This window comes from Pikeienuella piscinae (assembly GCF_011044155.1).
GTDB lineage: Bacteria > Pseudomonadota > Alphaproteobacteria > Rhodobacterales > Rhodobacteraceae > Pikeienuella > Pikeienuella piscinae.
Genome location: NZ_CP049056.1, coordinates 1,039,933 through 1,056,158 on the forward strand (window position 1 = coordinate 1,039,933; position 16,226 = coordinate 1,056,158).

Sequence of the window (16,226 nt, forward strand, 5' to 3'; positions counted from 1 at the left end):
CGGGCGGGGCGGCCGGCGACGGCCGCCCCACGTTCCACGAGGGGAGCAGGCGATGTCGGGTAGCGTCTCCACCCGTATCGCGCGCACCGGCGACAACCGTTTCTTGAAATTTGTCGCGGCGGTCTCCACGCTCGCCGGCTGGGTTTCGGCCGCAATGATCCTCGCGGCGGTGCTGATCACCTGCGAGATGATATTCGTGCGGTTCGTCCTGAACCATTCCACTATCTGGCAGACCGAGACGGTGATCTATCTGGTTATCTCATCGACGCTCATCGGCCTGCCCTATGTTCAGAGGCTCAGGGGCCACGTGAATGTCGACCTCTTTCCGATGTCGCTGAAAGGACGCGCGCGGCTCTGGCTGGCGCTGCTGACCCTCGGCGTAACCATCGCCGTGGTCGCGGTGATGTTCTGGTACGGCTATGAATACTGGCGCTTCTCCTGGGACCGGAACTGGAAGTCGGACACCGTCTGGGGCGCCAGGCTCTGGATTCCTCTTTTCGCGCTTCCCGTCGGGTTCGGGCTGTTGCTGCTTCAGCTCTCCGCCGACCTGGTCGCGCTGATCCTGAAGATCGAAAAGCCCTACGGGCTGGAGGAGAGCTGATGGATCCGCTCGTTCTCGGCCTCGCGGTCGCCGTCGTCACGGTGCTGGTCCTCTTCTCCGGGATATCCGTCGCCGTCGGATTGCTGACGGTCGCGGCCGGCTTCCTGATCGTCTTCGACGGCATGCGTTCGCTGGAGCTGATGCCGGAGATCTTCTTCGCCAAGCTCAACGATTTCGCGCTGCTGGCGATTCCGATGTTTATCCTGATGGGCGCCTCCATCGCCTCTACCCGCGCCGGCGCCGATCTCTACGAGGCGCTTGAGCGCTGGCTGACGCGGGTGCCCGGCGGTCTGGTGATCTCCAATCTCGGGGCCTGCGCGCTGTTCTCTGCGATGTCCGGCTCCTCGCCCGCCACCTGTGCGGCGATCGGCAAGATGGGCATTCCGGAAATGAGGAAACGCGGTTATCCGGACGGCGTCGCCGCCGGTTCGATCGCCGCGGGCGGCACGCTCGGCATTCTCATCCCGCCCTCAGTGACGATGATCGTCTACGGCATCGCGACAGAAACCTCCATCGGGCGGCTTTTCCTCGCCGGGGTCCTGCCGGGGATGCTGCTCGTCGGGCTGTTCATGCTCTGGTCGCTCTACTCGACATGGCGCTCCGGCGACGGCTCGATCCTCTCCACCCGCCGCTATTCATGGCGCGAGCGGCTGGAGATCATGCCGCGCGTCCTGCCGTTCCTGCTCATCATCCTCGGCGTGCTCTACGCGATGTATGGCGGCGTGGCGACGCCGTCCGAGACTGCGGCCGTCGGCGCGCTTCTCTGCCTTGTCGTCGCGATCATCATCTACCGACTGATGGAGCCAAGCCGGCTCTGGGTGGTTCTGCGCGACAGCACAAAGGAAAGCGTGATGATCCTCTTCATCATCGCGGCCGCCGGCGTTTTCTCCTACATGCTCTCGTCACTCTTCATCACCCAGTCGATCGCGGGGTGGATCGGCGGGCTCGACGTCAACCGATGGGTATTGATGGCGGCGATCAACGTCTTTCTGCTGATCGCCGGGTTCTTCCTGCCGCCGGTGGCCGTGATCCTGATGGCGGCGCCGATCCTCATGCCGATCCTCACCACCGCCGGTTTCGACCCGATCTGGTTCGCCGTCGTGCTGACGATCAACATGGAGATCGGGCTGATCTCTCCGCCGGTCGGGCTGAACCTTTACGTCATCAACGGCATCGCGCCCGACATTCCGCTGAAGACCATACTTGTCGGATCGCTCCCCTACGTCGCCTGCATGGTCGTCGCGATCATATTGCTCTGCATGTTTCCGGACATCGCCACCTGGTTGCCGGACGCGGTCATGGGGCCCGAGATATGACGCTCCTCGCCGACCTTCTCACCACGCTTTTCGAGCGTGCACGCGACGCCGCCTGGGGCGGGTCCGAGGACGAGAGAACGCCAGAAGCGCTCGCCGACGCGCTGGTCGCCAGGGGCGGCGAGGCCGGCGGTTTCATTCTCGCCCGCGCGCTGCTCGATCGCTACGCCCTGCTCGACGAAGACGCGAAACGCGCCTTCTTCGTCCATCTGACCGAGGCGATGGATGTCGATCCCGGGCGCCTCACCGCCGCCGCCGCCGCTTACGCCGCGACGCCGGACAAGCCCGCATACGCCGAGTTGATGGAGGCCGCCGAGCCGCCGCGGCAGGAGCTGATCCGCCGGCTCAACCGCGCCCCCGGCGCGACCAAGCGGTTGGTCGAGATGCGGAACGATCTGCGCCGCATCGGCGGGCGCGACCCAAGCCTCGGCCGGCTCGATCTCGATTTCCTGCATCTCTTCGTGTCGTGGTTCAATCGCGGCTTCCTCGTGCTGCGACCCATCGACTGGGACACGCCGGCGAGCGTGCTGGAGAAGATCATCGCCTATGAGGCGGTTCACGAGATTTCGAGTTGGGAGGACTTGCGCCGCCGACTCGCCCCCGCCGACCGGCGCTGTTTCGCCTTCTTTCACCCGGCGATGGCCGACGATCCGCTTATTTTCGTCGAAGTGGCGCTGACGCGAGGCGTCCCGGGCTCGATCGTCTCCCTCCTCGCGGAGGACCGGAAACCGACCCCGGCCCACAAGGCCGACACCGCGGTCTTCTATTCGATCTCGAACTGCCAACCCGGCCTCGCCGGCGTCTCGTTCGGCAACCTCCTGATAAAGCAGGTGGCGGAGGATCTCGGCCGCGCGCTGCCGGGGCTGAAGTCCTATGTGACGCTTTCACCCATCCCCGGCCTGCTGGACTGGCTGAAAGAAGACGGGCGCGAGGCGGATTCGGGTGAGGAACTGAAGGCGCTCACCGCGGAGTATCTTCTAAACGCCAAACGCGCCGACGGTGCGCCGCGCGACCCTGTCGCCCGGTTCCACCTTTCGAACGGCGCGCTTGTTCATGCGATCCATGCGGATGCGGACCCTTCGCCGCGCGGCATGGCGCAATCCGGCGGCGCGATGGTCAACTATCTTTACGACCTCGACCGGATCGCCGAAAATCAGGAGAGTTTCGCCGCGCGGGGGCCAGTCGCCGCCTCCAAGCCGGTGCGGACGCTGGCCGAGGCCGGCGCGAAACTCGTTCAGACCAGGAGCCCGAAGAATGGCAAACCCGCTCTATGACGCCCTATTCGGCCCGCACGAGGGGAGGGCGACGCCATTCCTGATCCTCCCGGACGGGCGCGAGATCAGCCACGACGCCTTTCTGAAAACCGCCTCCCGCTACGCCAGCGCCATCACCGCAGCCGGGCTCGCCGCGGGTGACCGACTGGCGGCGCAGGTCGCGAAATCGCCGGAGGCGCTTGCGGTTTACGCCGCCTGCGTGAAGGCGGGCGTGGTCTTTCTCCCGCTCAACACCGGCTACACTCCGACCGAGGTGAGCTATTTCGTCGAGAACGCCGGCGCGAAGCTTCTGCTCGCGGACCCCCCCGCCGCCGGCGACCTTGCGCCGGTCGCTAGAGCCGCCGGCGCCATGCTGGAGACCCTTGGCGCGCATGGCGACGGGAGCCTCGCCGAGAAGGCGGCGCGCGCGTCCGACAACTTCCCGCCCGCAGCGCGGGAAGAGGGCGACCTCGCCGCGCTCCTCTATACTTCCGGCACAACCGGCCGCTCCAAGGGCGCGATGCTGACGCAGAAGAACCTGCTCTCGAACGCGCGCACCCTCGTCAACTATTGGTGCTTCACAGCCGGGGACCGGCTGCTTCACGCCCTGCCGATCTTTCACACGCACGGGCTCTTCGTCGCCACCAACACCATCGCGATCTCCGGCGGGGCGATGATTTTCCTGCCCAAGTTCGATACGGAGGCGATGATCCGGCTGATGCCGCAGGCGACATCGATGATGGGCGTGCCGACCTTCTACACACGCCTTCTGGATGATCCGCGCTTCGACCGCCCGCTGACGAGGCGGATGCGGCTCTTCGTCTCCGGTTCGGCCCCGCTCCTCGCCGAGACGCACCGCGCATTCGAGGCCCGGACCGGCCATCGCATCCTGGAGCGTTACGGGATGACCGAAACCAACATGAACACCTCGAACCCCTATGAGGGCGAGCGCCGCGCCGGCACGGTCGGCTTTCCCCTGCCCGGCGTCGAGTTGAAAATCACCGACCCCGAAACCGGCGTCGAATCGCCGCAAGGCGAGGTCGGCGTGATCGAAGTGCGCGGCCAGAACGTTTTCAAGGGCTATTGGGGCATGCCGGAGAAGACGAAGGAGGAACTTCGCGAGAACGGGTTTTTCATCACCGGCGATCTCGGGCTGATCGACGAAGACGGCTATGTGCAGATCGTCGGGCGCGGAAAGGACCTGATCATTTCCGGGGGCTTCAACGTCTACCCCAAGGAGGTCGAACTGATCCTCGACGACCAGCCGGGCGTTCTGGAAAGCGCCGTCGTCGCCGCGCCGCATGCCGATTTCGGCGAAGCGGTCGTCGGCTTCATCGTGCCCGCCGCGGGAGCCGCGCCCGACCTGGCTGCGATCGAGGCGGCGCTCGCCACCTCCCTCGCGCGCTACAAACAACCGAAGAAACTGATCCTGATCGAAGCGCTGCCGCGCAACACGATGGGCAAGGTGCAGAAAAACGCCCTGCGCGACCAGGTGAAAGGGCTCTTCGCCTGAGGCCGCGCCGGCTCAGCCGCCCGCCTCGGCCTTTTTCGTCCAACCGCCGGCATCGGTCTCGGCCCAGTAGATCGCCTTCAGCCCGGCGGCCGTCATCGTCTTCCACGCGGCGCGCGCGGCGGCGAGCGCCGCTTCGTCATGGCCGTCGAAGAGCAGAAGCGCGCGGATGTAGTCGCCGACCTCCGCCGCCGTAGCCTCCGCTCCATCGACCAGCATCAGCACATCCGGGCTGTTCGGCGTCTCCGTCCCGGCCGTGAGATAGACCGGTTGGCGCGGCCCTTCGCCGTCCTCCGGGCCGCCATGGGGCAGGAAGCCATCCTCGCGATATGTCCACAGATGGCGGTTGAGCGCCTCGGCGCGTTCGCGCGATCCGGCGCGGAGCACCACCTTCCACCCGCGTTCGAGACATTTCTCCAGCAGTCCGGGCACGGCGGCTTCGAGCGGCCGCCGGGTCAGGTGATAAAAGAGAATCTCCGCCACAATCGTCCCGGCTTAACGCTCATATCTGTCCGCGATCAACTGGTTCAGCGCACGCACTCCCCATCCCGTCGCGCCGGCGGGCGCGAGGTCGGTCTCCGCCTTGACCGAAGCCGTGCCGGCGATGTCGAGATGGATCCAGGGGGTCCCCTCTTTTATGAAGCGCTTGAGAAACTGTGCGGCGGTAATCGAACCCGCAGCCCTGCCTCCGACATTCTTCATGTCCGCGAGGCGGGATTTCAGCAGCTTGTCATAGGCCGGGGCGAGCGGCAGCCGCCACGCCCCCTCGCCCGCCGTCTTTGCGGCCGCGAGGAACGCGTCGCAGAACGCATCGTCGTTCGAGAACACCCCGGCGTGCTCATGCCCGAGCGCGACGATGATGGCGCCGGTCAGCGTCGCAAGGTTGATCACGCCCGCGGGCTTGAACCGCTCCTGCGCGTACCAGAGCGCGTCGCAGAGGACGAGACGCCCTTCGGCGTCGGTGTTGATCACCTCGACCGTATCGCCCTTCATCGATCTCACGATATCGCCGGGACGCTGCGCATTGCCGGCGAGCATGTTCTCGACGATGCCGACGATGCCGACGACATTGGCTTTCGCGTTCCTCAACGCCAGCGCCCGCATCAGCCCCGCGACGGCGCCGGCGCCGCCCATGTCCATCGTCATGTCCTCCATGCCGCCCGCAGGCTTGATGGAGACTCCGCCAGTGTCGAAGACCACGCCCTTGCCGACAACGCAAAGCGGCGCTTCATTACCGCCACCGGACCATTTCATCACCACGAGCTTCGATTCGTCGTCCGACGCCATGCCGACGGCGAGAAGCGCATTCATGCCGAGCGCCTTCATCTCCGCCTCGCCGAGGATCTCGACCTCCAGGCCGAGGGCCGCCATCGCTTCGAGCCGCGCGGCGAAATCACCGGTGGTCAGGATATTGGCCGGTTCATTGACCAGATCGCGGGTGAAGAACACCCCTTCGGTCAGCGCCGCCAACGGGGCGGAGGCGCGGGCGACGGCCTCGGCGTCGGCGCTCACGAAAGCGACTGAGTCGTTCGTTTTCGCCACGCCAGCGCCATCCTGATCGTCGCCCTCGTCACTCTCGTCGCCGGTCTTGTAGACATCGAATCTGTAGCGCCGCAGCGCGAAGCCGAAGGCGATCTCGGCCTCGGTCGCGGAGCCGCCCGCGCCCCATAGCGTCACCGGTCCGCGTCCGGCGGCCTTCGCGGCCGCCGCGCCGGCCTTGCGCGCGGCGTTCTCGTCCGGCTCCTCGCCAAGCCCGACAACGATGAGTTTCTCCGCCTTCACGCCGGCAGGATATGCGAGCGTGCCGATATCGCCGGCTTTCCCCTTGAACTCCTTGCCTGCGACAAGACGGCCGACGGCGCCGTCAGTCAGACCGTCCGCCTCCGCGGCGCCGGGGCTGAGCGCGCCATCCTTCAGTGTGAAGACGACGATGGAGCCTGAGGCTTCGGCCATCACGACTGAATCGGACGATGTGAACGCGATCTCGACGGGCTGGGTCATGCTGGCCTCATGTTGCATGCGGTGGAACGGGTTGATTTTGGCCAGAGGCGTAGCGCGATTTGGCGCGGGCGCCTAGGCTCGCGGTCGAACAGGCGCTACACGCTCGAACCTGATCGAGGATAGATTCGTCGCCGGAGGCGCGGTATTGACCTACGTGGTTGTAGGCGCCGGTTGGAAACTCCAGTCTCGCACGATGGCCAACGACGCTGAGGGGCGTCAGATGCGAATTCGCTTCGGGATCGCGATCCCGGCGGCGGCAAGACAATAGCGCCGGGTCCAACGATTCCGGCGCGCAGTGAACGAGGATGCTTCATGACGATGCTGTCGACAACGCGGCGGGTGAGCGGCGGGTTACTGGCCACGCTGGCTTTCGCCGTCGCGGCCGCGGCGCAGACCGCCTTCGCGCCCGCGGTGATCGTGAATGACGACATCATCACCTATTACGATGTCGGGCAGCGCGCGAAGCTCCTGCAACTGAGCGGCGCCCAGCCCGGACCGCAGCTCAACAGCGCCGCGGTTGAGCAACTGATCGACGACCGGCTGCGCGCGCAGGCCGGGCGGCGGGCGGGGCTCAGCGCCGACCCCGAGGAGTTGAGCGCCGCGATCGAGGAATTCGCGCAACGCTTCAATCTCGATGGCGCGGGCTTTCTGGCCAAGACCAGGAGCGCCGGGATCGACCGGCAGGCGCTGGACAGTTTTCTCGGCTCCCAGGTTGTCTGGCGCGAGCTGGTGAATGCGCGATTTGGCGCGCGCGCCACGCCCTCCGAAGTCGAACTCGATCAGGAGATCGCGCTCGCCGCTGCGAGCCAGACAAAATCGTATCGGATCTCGGAGATCGCCATCCCGGCCGGTCCCGGTCAGGAAGCCGAGGCGCGCGCGGCGCTTGAGCGGATCATGCGGGAACTCCGCCGCGGCGCCGATTTCGCGACGCTCGCCCGGCGCTACAGCCGCGCCCCGTCGGCGGCCAATGGCGGCGATGTCGGCTGGGTGCCGGACAGCATGCTGCCCCCCGATCTGGCGCAGATAATGGCGAACACGCCGCCGGGCGGCGTCACGCCGCCCGTCGCGGCGCCGGGCGGCGTGTCGATTTATCGCGTTGGCGACACCCGCGACGAGGTCCCGCCCTGGGCGCGCGAGAGCGAAGTCACGCTTCGCCGAATCGCGGTGCCGCTCGACGGCTCCGGCCAAGACGCGACGGCCGCGGCGATGGCCACGGCCGAGGACCTGAAGGCGCAGGCCAACGGCTGCGGCTCGCTTCCCGAACTCGGCGGCCGGGCGACGGTGGAATCGATTGACCGAAAGCTCGTCTCCGCCCTGCCTGGCCCGGTCCGCGATGCGGTGCAGCTGCTGCAATCGGGACAGGCGTCGCGCCCGGTCGCCGCGAATGACAGCGTCGATATCTTCATCGTGTGTGAACGCAGCGGCGGCGTCGACGAAGAAACCCGCGCGCAACTTCGCGACCAGATCCGCACCCGCCGCCTGACACGGCTTGCCGAAGGCTTCCTGCAGGATCTCCGGCGCGAAGCGGTGATCGAGCGGCGCTGAGTGCGCGAACCCGCCGCCGCACCGCTCGCCATCACGATGGGCGACCCCGCGGGGATCGGCGGCGAGGTTCTGGTCCAGGCCTGGCGCGCCGGCGCGCTTGCGGCGCCGTTCTTCGCGATCGACGACCCGGAGCGACTCACGGCGCTGGGCGCCGAGGTCGTTGAGATTGGCGAGCCGGAGGACGCCCTCTCGCTCCCCCTGGGCCGTCTCGCAGTCCTTCGTGAGTCGCTTAGCGCTCCGGCGCAGCCCGGCGCGCCGGATCCGGCCAACGCCGGCGCAGTGATCCGCTCGATCAAGCGCGCGGTCGGGTTCGCGCTCAAGGGGCGGGCCGGCGCGGTCGTCACCCTGCCGATCAACAAGAAGGCGTTGAAGGACGGCGCCGCCTTCGCCTACCCTGGCCATACGGAGTTTCTGGCAGCGCTCTCAGGCGCCCCGCTGCCGGTGATGATGCTGGCCGCGCCCGGGCTTCGCACTGTTCCCGTCACCATCCACATCCCGCTTTCAGAAGCCCCGAAGCAACTGAACGCGCGATTGATCGAAGAGACCGGCGCGATCCTCGCGGCCGCGCTCATCAGCGATTTCGCCATCGCGCGCCCACGCATCGCCGTCGCCGGGCTGAACCCCCATGCCGGCGAAGGCGGCGCGATGGGGGGCGAGGATGCGGCGCTGATCGCCCCCGCCGTCGCCGCGCTGAGGGCCCGCGGCGTCGAAGCGTTCGGCCCGCTTCCCGCCGACACGATGTTCCACGCGGCGGCGCGCGCCCGTTACGACGCGGCGCTCTGCATGTATCACGACCAGGCGCTGATCCCCGTGAAGATGCTCGACTTCGCGCGCGGGGTGAACGTGACGCTCGGCCTGCCGTTCATCCGCACGTCGCCGGATCACGGTACCGCGTATGACATCGCGGGAACCGGCCGGGCCGACCCCGCGAGCCTGATCGAAGCGGTGAACATGGCCGCCGGCATGGCGGCGCGGCGGGCGGCATGAGTGAATCCACCGTCGCTGACGGCCTGCCCCCGCTTCGCGAGGTGATCGCGCGGCACGGGATTTCTGCGCGAAAATCGCTCGGACAGAATTTCCTTCTCGACCTCAATCTCACCGGCCGGATCGCCCGCGCCGGAGCGCCGCTGGCGGAGACCGAAGTGGTGGAGATCGGACCGGGACCGGGGGGGCTGACCCGCGCGCTACTGTCGAATGGGGCGCGGAGAGTGATCGCGATCGAGCGCGACTCGCGCTGCCTCGCGGCGCTGGAGGAGATTTCCGCGCGCTGGCCGGGACGGCTTGAAATTATCGAAGGCGACGCAATGGAGATCGACCCGCGGCGGCATCTGACCGGGCCGGCTCAGATTATCGCCAACCTGCCCTATAATGTCGGCACCGCGCTTCTCGTCGGCTGGATGAGCGGCGCGGACTGGCCGCCCTGGTGGTCGCGTCTCACCCTGATGTTCCAGAAGGAAGTGGCCGAGCGCATCACCGCCGCGCCCGGCGACGGCGCCTATGGTCGGCTTTCGGTTCTGGCCCAGTGGAGGGCGACGGCGAAGATCGCATTCGAGGTCTCCCCCCGCGCGTTCACCCCGGCGCCGAAAGTGACGTCCGCCATAGTGACGATCAGCCCGGGCGCGCCCGTGGCGGAAGTGGACCCGCATATGCTGGAGCGGGTGGTCGCGGCGGCGTTCGGACAACGCAGGAAAATGCTGCGCCAGAGCCTCAAGCGGCTTGGCGATCCGGCGCCGCTGCTCGACGCCGCCGGGATCGACGGCGCAAGACGAGCGGAAACGCTGACGCTCATGGAATTCTGCGCGTTGACCAGGGCGCTTCAGGACGGCTGACGCCGCCCGGGCGATCCAGGCCTCCCTATTCCGCGGCTTCAGCGGAAGGTTCGTCAGCCTTTTCCGAAACAGCTTTCGGAGTCTTCGGACGAGCTCTTCGCGGTCGACGCTCGGCCGGCTTCGCCTGACTTTCCGGAGTCTCGACAATCTCGGAGGCCCGCTCCACATCGCCGATCGCAGCAAGCCCGTCCGCCGGCGGCTGCTCGTCGGCGCTCGGCGCGCTCTGCTCGGCCTTTTCACGGGCGCCGCCTTCGCGGCGGCCCTGCTGGCCGCTGCCTTGCTCGGATTGCGCGCTGTCATCGTCGCCGGTCTGGGCGCCGTTCCGCCCACCCGTCTGGCCGGAGCGCGCGCCGTTGGCCTCGCCTCCGTCCTGGCTGTCGCGCTCCCCGCCGCCATGCTGCTGGTTCTGCTCACGCCGATCGGGCGCGGCGGCTTCCTGCGCTGCGATCAGTATGCGCGCGTAATGCTCGGCGTGCTGAAGGAAATTTTCAGCAGTCACCCGGTCGCCCGAAAGCTGGGAATCGCGCGCGAGCGAAAGATACTTGTCGATAACCTGCTGCGGCGTGCCCCGCACTTTGCCTTCCGGCCCCGCGCTTTCATAGACGCGGTTCGGCGAGTGGCCGACGCCGCCGCCGCCCCGGTTTCGATTGTTCTTTCCGCGCGAGCGCCCGGATTTCTGAGAAGGTCTCATTGCATACGTCTCGGTCGGTTGACTGATATTCCGATAGCGCCCGATATGAAGGGCGCGGCCCCGATCCCGTCGCGACATCGCCGCCGGATCACCCGTTCCTGTATGGGTCACGTTCGTCCGCCCAAGCGCGCAATCAGAGAAGGTGATCACGCCGGACACGACAGAGACTAGCGCCCCATGGCGGTCGCCACAAGCCCAAATGGAGATCAGGGTTTCCGGCGGTACTCCAGGCAGCGATCGCGCCCGTCCATATCGCGATGAACGATCGGGTGCGGCCAGCCGAACGCGGCGAATATAGTCGCCGCTTGCGCCGCCTGATCCGGCCCGATTTCGAACAACGCGCGTCCGCCGCGGCGCAGATAGCAGGCGAGATCGGGGGCGATCCGCCGATAGGCGTCAAGTCCGTCGCCGCCCGGCGTCAGTGCGATCCGCGGCTCATGCTCCAGAACTTCCGGTGAAAGCCCGTCCATTTCCGCGCGGGCGATATAGGGCGGGTTGCAGAGGATCATGTCGAAGCCTTCTGTCAGCCCGTCAAGCCAGTCGCCCAGCCGCATCTCCGCCCGGTCGGCGATTTCAAGCGCCGCCATATTGCGCGCCGCGACCGCCAGCGCCGCGCGCGATGCGTCGATACCGAGGCCTGTCGCCTCCCGCCGCTCGGCGAGAACCGTCCCAAGAAGACAGCCTGAGCCAACCCCGAGATCGAGAACCCGCGCCGGCGGCGCGGCGCCGGCGGCCCTCTCCAGCGCGGCCGCAATCAGAGTTTCGGATTCAGGACGCGGGTCGAGCACATCGGGCGTCACTTCGAACCACCGCCCCCAGAACGCGCGCCCGCCGACGATATGCGAGACCGGCGCACGCGCCTCCCTGCGCGACAGCGCGGACTCGAACCGCACGCGCGCCTCGGCGGTCGCCGCCTCCCCGGCCCTCGAGACCAGAGCCGGGGCGTCGAGCCCGGTCGCCCAGCGCAGAAGCAGCTCCACGTCCCGCGCCGCGTTCTCCACCCCGGCTTCCGAAAGCCGGGCGGTCGCGCGGCGGCGCAGTTCTGCGTAACTCTCGCTCACGGCTCCATGGCCGCGAGCCGCGCCGCCTCGTCCGCCGCGGTCAGCGCTTCGATCAGTTCGTCGAGATCGCCCTGCATCACCTGCTCCAGCCGATAGAGCGTGAGGCCGATCCTATGGTCGGTGACGCGGCCCTGCGGAAAGTTGTAGGTGCGGATCCGTTCCGACCGGTCGCCGGAGCCCACCTGCCCCTTGCGATCCGCCGCGCGCGCCGTATCCGCCTCCCGGCGGGCCTCGTCGAAGAGCCGGGCGCGAAGCACCTCCATGGCGCGCGCCCGGTTCTGGTGCTGGGACTTCTCCGAGCTCGTCACCACGATGCCGGTCGGCAAATGGGTGATGCGCACGGCTGAATCCGTCGTGTTCACATGCTGCCCGCCGGCGCCCGAGGCGCGCATGGTGTCGATCCGGACGTCCGAATCTGCGATCGCGACGTCAATCTCCGCCGCTTCGGGCAGCACAGCCACCGTCGCGGCGGACGTATGGATGCGCCCGCCGCTCTCGGTCTCCGGCACGCGCTGCACGCGGTGAACGCCGCTCTCGAATTTCAGCGCGGCGAAGACGCCCCGGCCACGAATCGCGGCGACAAGTTCCTTCAAGCCGCCTAGCTCGGTCAGCGATTCCTCGAGGGTCTCCGTCTTCCAGCCGCGCGCCTCCGCGAAGCGGACATACATCCGCCAGAGGTCCGCGGCAAAAAGCGCGGCCTCCTCGCCGCCGGTTCCAGGACGGATCTCGATGATCGCCGGGCGGGCGTCGGCCGCGTCCTTCGGGATCAGCGCGCGCCGCATCCGCGCCTCCATCGCGGGCAGCGCCGCGTCGAGCACCGCGATCTCCTCGCGCGCCAGATCAACCATTTCCGGGTCGTGTAGTAGAGCCTCGGCGGCGGCGCGTTCATCCAGCGCCTTGAGATAGGCGGCCGCCTCCTCCGCGATCGGCTTCAGATCCGCGTACTCCTTCGACAGCGCCGCCAGTTCATCGGGCGCCATCGCACTGGAGAGCTTCGCCTCGAGAAAACCGAGACGCTGGACAATCTGCTCAATCTTGTCGCGCTTGATCATGGCGCCCTCTTCGCCGCAGCGGCGAAAAGGGTCAAGGCGCCGCCTTGCGTCGTGACTTGTAGGTCAGCGCGGCGCGGATCAATGGGCGAAGCGGCGCGGCCCCCTCCCGTCCGATCAGCGCCGCCCGCCGTCCCTCGGTTCGAGCGCCCTCCCCCGCTATATGGCGATACTCATCGATCAGAGTTGTCCCGCAGTGAACGAAAAGAGCCGGCGTCCCATCCCTCACGACGCCCAGGCGGATCGGCGTTCCACAGCCGCCGGGCGCGACATAGCTCGGCTGCCCCCATTTCAGTGAGGCGATGAGCGGCCCGAGGTCGAGGGCGCGCGCCTCTTCAGCAATCGCGGAGCGCGCGGCGCGGAGCCGCCCCCGCGCCATGTCCGGAAATGCGGCGAATGCGGCCTCGACCTCCGGCGGATCGGCGCTCACCGCGCGCCGCCGAGAAAAGCGTCGGCGTGGTCAGGAAAGCAGCGCCGTGCCAGCGCCTCATTTTCCTCGGCGAACAACTCCGCGAGCGCGTCGAGCCGCGGATCGGAGGGACGAAACCCGCCGAACCTGTCGGCCGGAAATCGGCGGGTCAGCCGCGCGTTCATGCGCGAGCGCCCCTTTTTCGTCCAGGCGATGCGATTGAACGCGCGCGAAGCGACGACGGCGAGATGAGAGGCGGAGACATTCGCCGCATGGACCCGGGTGAAGTCGATCCCGGCGCCGTCGAGCCCCGCGCTCTCAAAAAAGGCGCGGACATAGGCTTCCGCCCCCTCCGCCTTGACGATCTCGAACGGCAGGAGCGCAACGCGTCCCTCACCGAGGCGCGTCTCGAACGCCCGCGCGACGCGCGCCCATGATAGCCGGTCTGGCGCGATCGCCTCATCGAGCCAGCGCCGGAATCCCCGCCGCTCACGGTGCAGCTTGACCCGGTGAACATAGGACGACACCAGAAAGCCGCGCTGCTGGCGGACGGTGAGCACGGCGCGAATATCGTCGAAGGGCAGATTGGCGATCACCTCGGCGCTCAAATCCGCCCGCTCGAACCCGCCGGGGCCGTTCCACCCGCCGAGCAGAAACCCGCTGCAGAACCCTTCCTCCGAGATGAGGACGGTGTCGACATCGGCGAATTCCGCGGCGAAGGCGTCCAGCGCCGCGCGCTCCATCGGCTTCCCCCCGCGGGTTGCGGACCTGCAGGCCCGCATGAAGGGCGAGCGCCGGAAGTTCGCCGGCGTGAGCACGACGATCCCCCGCTTCTGGAGCACGTCCCGATGGGCGTGCAAGAACCGCTGGAGCGTCGATGTTCCGGTCTTCGGCGCGCCCGGATGGATGATCAGTCGAGGCATCGCCACCCTCTTCGCTTGACGGCGGAGGAGGTACGGAGCGCGCCGGCGGAAGTCAATCACGCCACCCGCGGCGAGAGTTTATCAAGTGCGAAAATTCGCGTATGATGCGCCAATGAAGCTTCTGCCGCTCGCCGCCCTCATGGCGCTTGTCGCCAGCGCCGCCACCGCCGATCCGCTCTTCCAGCGGCCGAAGGCGAAGGAGGGACACCCCTATCCGGACTGCTATTGCACCAATCGCGGAGAGCGGGTGGAGATCGGTGAAATGAGCTGCCTGCATATCGGCGGACGCGAATTCACCGCGCGCTGCGGCATGTCGTTGAACAACCCGGCATGGCGCGACAAGACCGAAGGCTGCGCCCCGACGCCGCTTAGCCAATCGCGTCCGATGTCAGAGATTTCCGAGCCAGGCTGAGATTCGCGCCTCGTTGACGCCCCAGTCGCTCTTCCCGTAGCGCGAGCGCGAGTGGATATAGAGTGCGGCGCCGCCGTCCACGGAAACCGCGCGCACTGAAATATAATCGGGAAACCCCATCAGCATGGAGCGTTGAACCAGGGTAAGGATTCCGCCGCTCTCATCGAGCAGGCCCACACGCGGCTCGGCCAGCGCCATGTCGCGAAAGCGGGCGATGAGCGATTCCGGCGGCTCGTCATAGACCGGCGATACTGCATCCGCACCGTCGGCTTCCGGTCTCACGACATATTCATTCAAAGCGCCGGAGGCCGTGATTGCCGCCGGGTCCTCGCGCCAATCCGCGGCGTCGTCGGGAGCGAGGCGCACCCAGATGGCGAAGGCGATGAACGCGACACAGATTGTGGCGATAATCCAGAGAAGCGCTCTGGCGATGCGACTCACTCGGCGGCCTTCATCGCGACGGCCTGCGCTGCCTCGATCTCGGCGGCGCGTTTTTCGACCAGCTCGACGATATGATCGATCATCCGCTCATTGCCCATCTTGTGATCCTGACGGCCCGCCAGATAGACCATGCCGGAACCGGCCCCGCCGCCGGTGAAGCCGATATCAGTCATCAACGCCTCGCCCGGCCCGTTCACAACGCAGCCGATGATCGAGAGGCTCATCGGCGTCCTGATATGCTCCAGCCGTTTTTCGAGCTCGGCGACCGTGGCGATCACATCGAAGCCCTGGCGTGCGCAGGACGGACAGGAGATGATGTTCACTCCGCGATGACGAAGCCCGAGCGATTTCAGGATCTCGAAACCGATCTTCACCTCCTCCACCGGATCGGCGGACAGCGAAACGCGGAGCGTGTCGCCAATCCCCATCCAGAGGAGATTACCGAGTCCGATGGCGGACTTGATCGAGCCCGTGACATACCCCCCCGCCTCGGTGACGCCGAGATGGATCGGCGCGTCGGTAACGTCCGCCAACCCCTGATAAGCTGCGGCGGCGAGAAAGACGTCGGAGGCTTTCACGCTGATCTTGAACTCGTGAAAATCATTGTCTTCAAGAATGCGGATATGGTCGAGTCCGCTCTCGATCATCGCCTCGGGACATGGTTCCGCGTATTTTTCCAGCAGATGCTTCTCGAGGCTCCCGGCGTTGACGCCGATACGAATCGAGCAACCGTGATCCTTCGCGGCGCGGATCACTTCGCGCACCCGCTCGGGCGCGCCGATATTGCCGGGATTGATGCGCAGGCACGCCGCGCCCGCCTCGGCCGCCTCAATCGCGCGCTTGTAGTGAAAGTGGATATCCGCGACCAGCGGCACCGGGCTTTCACGGCAGATCTCGCGAAACGCCTTTGTCGACGCCTCGTCCGGGCATGAGACGCGAACGATGTCGGCGCCGGCTTCAGCGCAGGCCAGCACCTGTTCTATGGTCGCTTTCGCGTCGGACGTCAGCGTGTTGGTCATCGTCTGAACGGAGATCGGCGCATCGCCACCCACCTCGACCGAACCGACGCGAATCTTGCGCGAGACGCGGCGCTGGATATCGCGCCAGGGGCGGATGCTCATGCCAGACTCCGGTACCTTTGCATGGCCGAGGAATAGGCCCGCCGCCGGCGCATGTCCATCGCAGCCG

The 16,226-nt window shown here is 67.1% G+C and carries 17 protein-coding genes; 8 read left to right on the plus strand and 9 right to left on the minus strand.

What is annotated here, in order from left to right; all coding sequences use genetic code 11:
- Positions 1-52 precede the first annotated feature (52 nt).
- Genes G5B40_RS04995 through G5B40_RS05010 form a run of 4 tightly spaced genes read left to right on the plus strand, consistent with a single transcriptional unit; the run spans position 53 to position 4,680 of the window.
- On the plus strand, positions 53-601 hold the full coding sequence (locus G5B40_RS04995; protein ID WP_165095827.1) for a TRAP transporter small permease: 549 nt from the start codon (positions 53-55) through the stop codon (positions 599-601).
- A complete protein-coding gene (locus tag G5B40_RS05000) occupies positions 601-1,917 on the plus strand; it encodes a TRAP transporter large permease (RefSeq protein ID WP_165095830.1) in 1,317 nt (438 codons plus the stop codon). The genes G5B40_RS04995 and G5B40_RS05000 overlap by 1 nt, the downstream gene beginning before the upstream one ends.
- A complete protein-coding gene (locus tag G5B40_RS05005; protein ID WP_165095833.1) occupies positions 1,914-3,188 on the plus strand; it encodes a malonyl-CoA decarboxylase domain-containing protein in 1,275 nt (424 codons plus the stop codon). Before G5B40_RS05000 ends, G5B40_RS05005 begins: the two co-directional genes overlap by 4 nt.
- Positions 3,169-4,680 (plus strand): malonate--CoA ligase, encoded by a 1,512-nt coding sequence (locus G5B40_RS05010; protein ID WP_165095835.1) that lies wholly within the window; start codon positions 3,169-3,171, stop codon positions 4,678-4,680. The genes G5B40_RS05005 and G5B40_RS05010 overlap by 20 nt, the downstream gene beginning before the upstream one ends.
- A 12-nt stretch (positions 4,681-4,692) precedes the next feature.
- On the opposite strand, the gene G5B40_RS05015 is transcribed toward G5B40_RS05010, so the two are convergent.
- Entirely contained in the window at positions 4,693-5,160 is a 468-nt protein-coding gene (locus G5B40_RS05015; protein ID WP_165095838.1) for a DNA polymerase III subunit chi, read from the minus strand.
- A gap of 12 nt (positions 5,161-5,172) precedes the next feature.
- Positions 5,173-6,678, minus strand: a complete 1,506-nt coding sequence (locus G5B40_RS05020; RefSeq protein ID WP_165095840.1) for a leucyl aminopeptidase — start codon at positions 6,676-6,678, stop codon at positions 5,173-5,175.
- Positions 6,679-6,990: 312 nt separating this feature from the next.
- On the opposite strand from G5B40_RS05020, the gene G5B40_RS05025 reads away from it, so the two are divergent.
- The 3 genes from G5B40_RS05025 to rsmA are packed head-to-tail and all read left to right on the plus strand — an operon-like array spanning position 6,991 to position 10,052.
- Positions 6,991-8,223, plus strand: a complete 1,233-nt coding sequence (locus G5B40_RS05025) for a peptidylprolyl isomerase (protein WP_165095843.1) — start codon at positions 6,991-6,993, stop codon at positions 8,221-8,223.
- Positions 8,224-8,259: 36 nt separating this feature from the next.
- Positions 8,260-9,210, plus strand: a complete 951-nt coding sequence (pdxA, locus tag G5B40_RS05030; protein ID WP_211907452.1) for a 4-hydroxythreonine-4-phosphate dehydrogenase PdxA — start codon at positions 8,260-8,262, stop codon at positions 9,208-9,210.
- Positions 9,207-10,052: a 16S rRNA (adenine(1518)-N(6)/adenine(1519)-N(6))-dimethyltransferase RsmA gene (gene rsmA / locus G5B40_RS05035; RefSeq protein ID WP_165095847.1), complete on the plus strand. Its 846-nt coding sequence runs from the start codon at positions 9,207-9,209 to the stop codon at positions 10,050-10,052. The genes pdxA and rsmA overlap by 4 nt, the downstream gene beginning before the upstream one ends.
- Before the next feature lie 25 nt (positions 10,053-10,077).
- Here rsmA and G5B40_RS05040 read toward each other — a convergent pair whose 3' ends face one another.
- The 5 genes from G5B40_RS05040 to G5B40_RS05060 form a co-directional block, all read right to left on the minus strand.
- Entirely contained in the window at positions 10,078-10,743 is a 666-nt protein-coding gene (locus G5B40_RS05040) for a DUF4167 domain-containing protein (RefSeq protein ID WP_165095849.1), read from the minus strand.
- 206 nt (positions 10,744-10,949) lie between these two features.
- On the minus strand, positions 10,950-11,804 hold the full coding sequence (gene prmC / locus G5B40_RS05045; protein WP_246209711.1) for a peptide chain release factor N(5)-glutamine methyltransferase: 855 nt from the start codon (positions 11,802-11,804) through the stop codon (positions 10,950-10,952).
- Entirely contained in the window at positions 11,801-12,856 is a 1,056-nt protein-coding gene (gene prfA, locus G5B40_RS05050) for a peptide chain release factor 1 (RefSeq protein WP_165095851.1), read from the minus strand. The genes prmC and prfA overlap by 4 nt, the downstream gene beginning before the upstream one ends.
- Before the next feature lie 31 nt (positions 12,857-12,887).
- Positions 12,888-13,283 carry a DUF1801 domain-containing protein gene (locus G5B40_RS05055; protein WP_165095854.1) on the minus strand — a complete coding sequence of 132 codons (396 nt, stop codon included), beginning with the start codon at positions 13,281-13,283 and terminating at the stop codon, positions 12,888-12,890.
- The gene (locus G5B40_RS05060; protein WP_165095857.1) at positions 13,280-14,185 is read right to left on the minus strand and encodes a hypothetical protein; all 906 of its coding nucleotides are present in this window, start codon (positions 14,183-14,185) and stop codon (positions 13,280-13,282) included. Before G5B40_RS05060 ends, G5B40_RS05055 begins: the two co-directional genes overlap by 4 nt.
- Before the next feature lie 112 nt (positions 14,186-14,297).
- Between G5B40_RS05060 and G5B40_RS05065 the strand changes: the two genes are divergently transcribed.
- A complete protein-coding gene (locus tag G5B40_RS05065) occupies positions 14,298-14,597 on the plus strand; it encodes a hypothetical protein (RefSeq protein WP_165095860.1) in 300 nt (99 codons plus the stop codon).
- Here the strand turns inward: G5B40_RS05065 and G5B40_RS05070 are convergent.
- Entirely contained in the window at positions 14,574-15,038 is a 465-nt protein-coding gene (locus G5B40_RS05070) for a DUF1499 domain-containing protein (protein ID WP_165095862.1), read from the minus strand. The genes G5B40_RS05065 and G5B40_RS05070 overlap by 24 nt on opposite strands.
- Positions 15,035-16,159, minus strand: a complete 1,125-nt coding sequence (gene ispG, locus G5B40_RS05075; protein ID WP_165095864.1) for a flavodoxin-dependent (E)-4-hydroxy-3-methylbut-2-enyl-diphosphate synthase — start codon at positions 16,157-16,159, stop codon at positions 15,035-15,037. Before ispG ends, G5B40_RS05070 begins: the two co-directional genes overlap by 4 nt.
- Positions 16,160-16,226 lie beyond the last annotated feature (67 nt).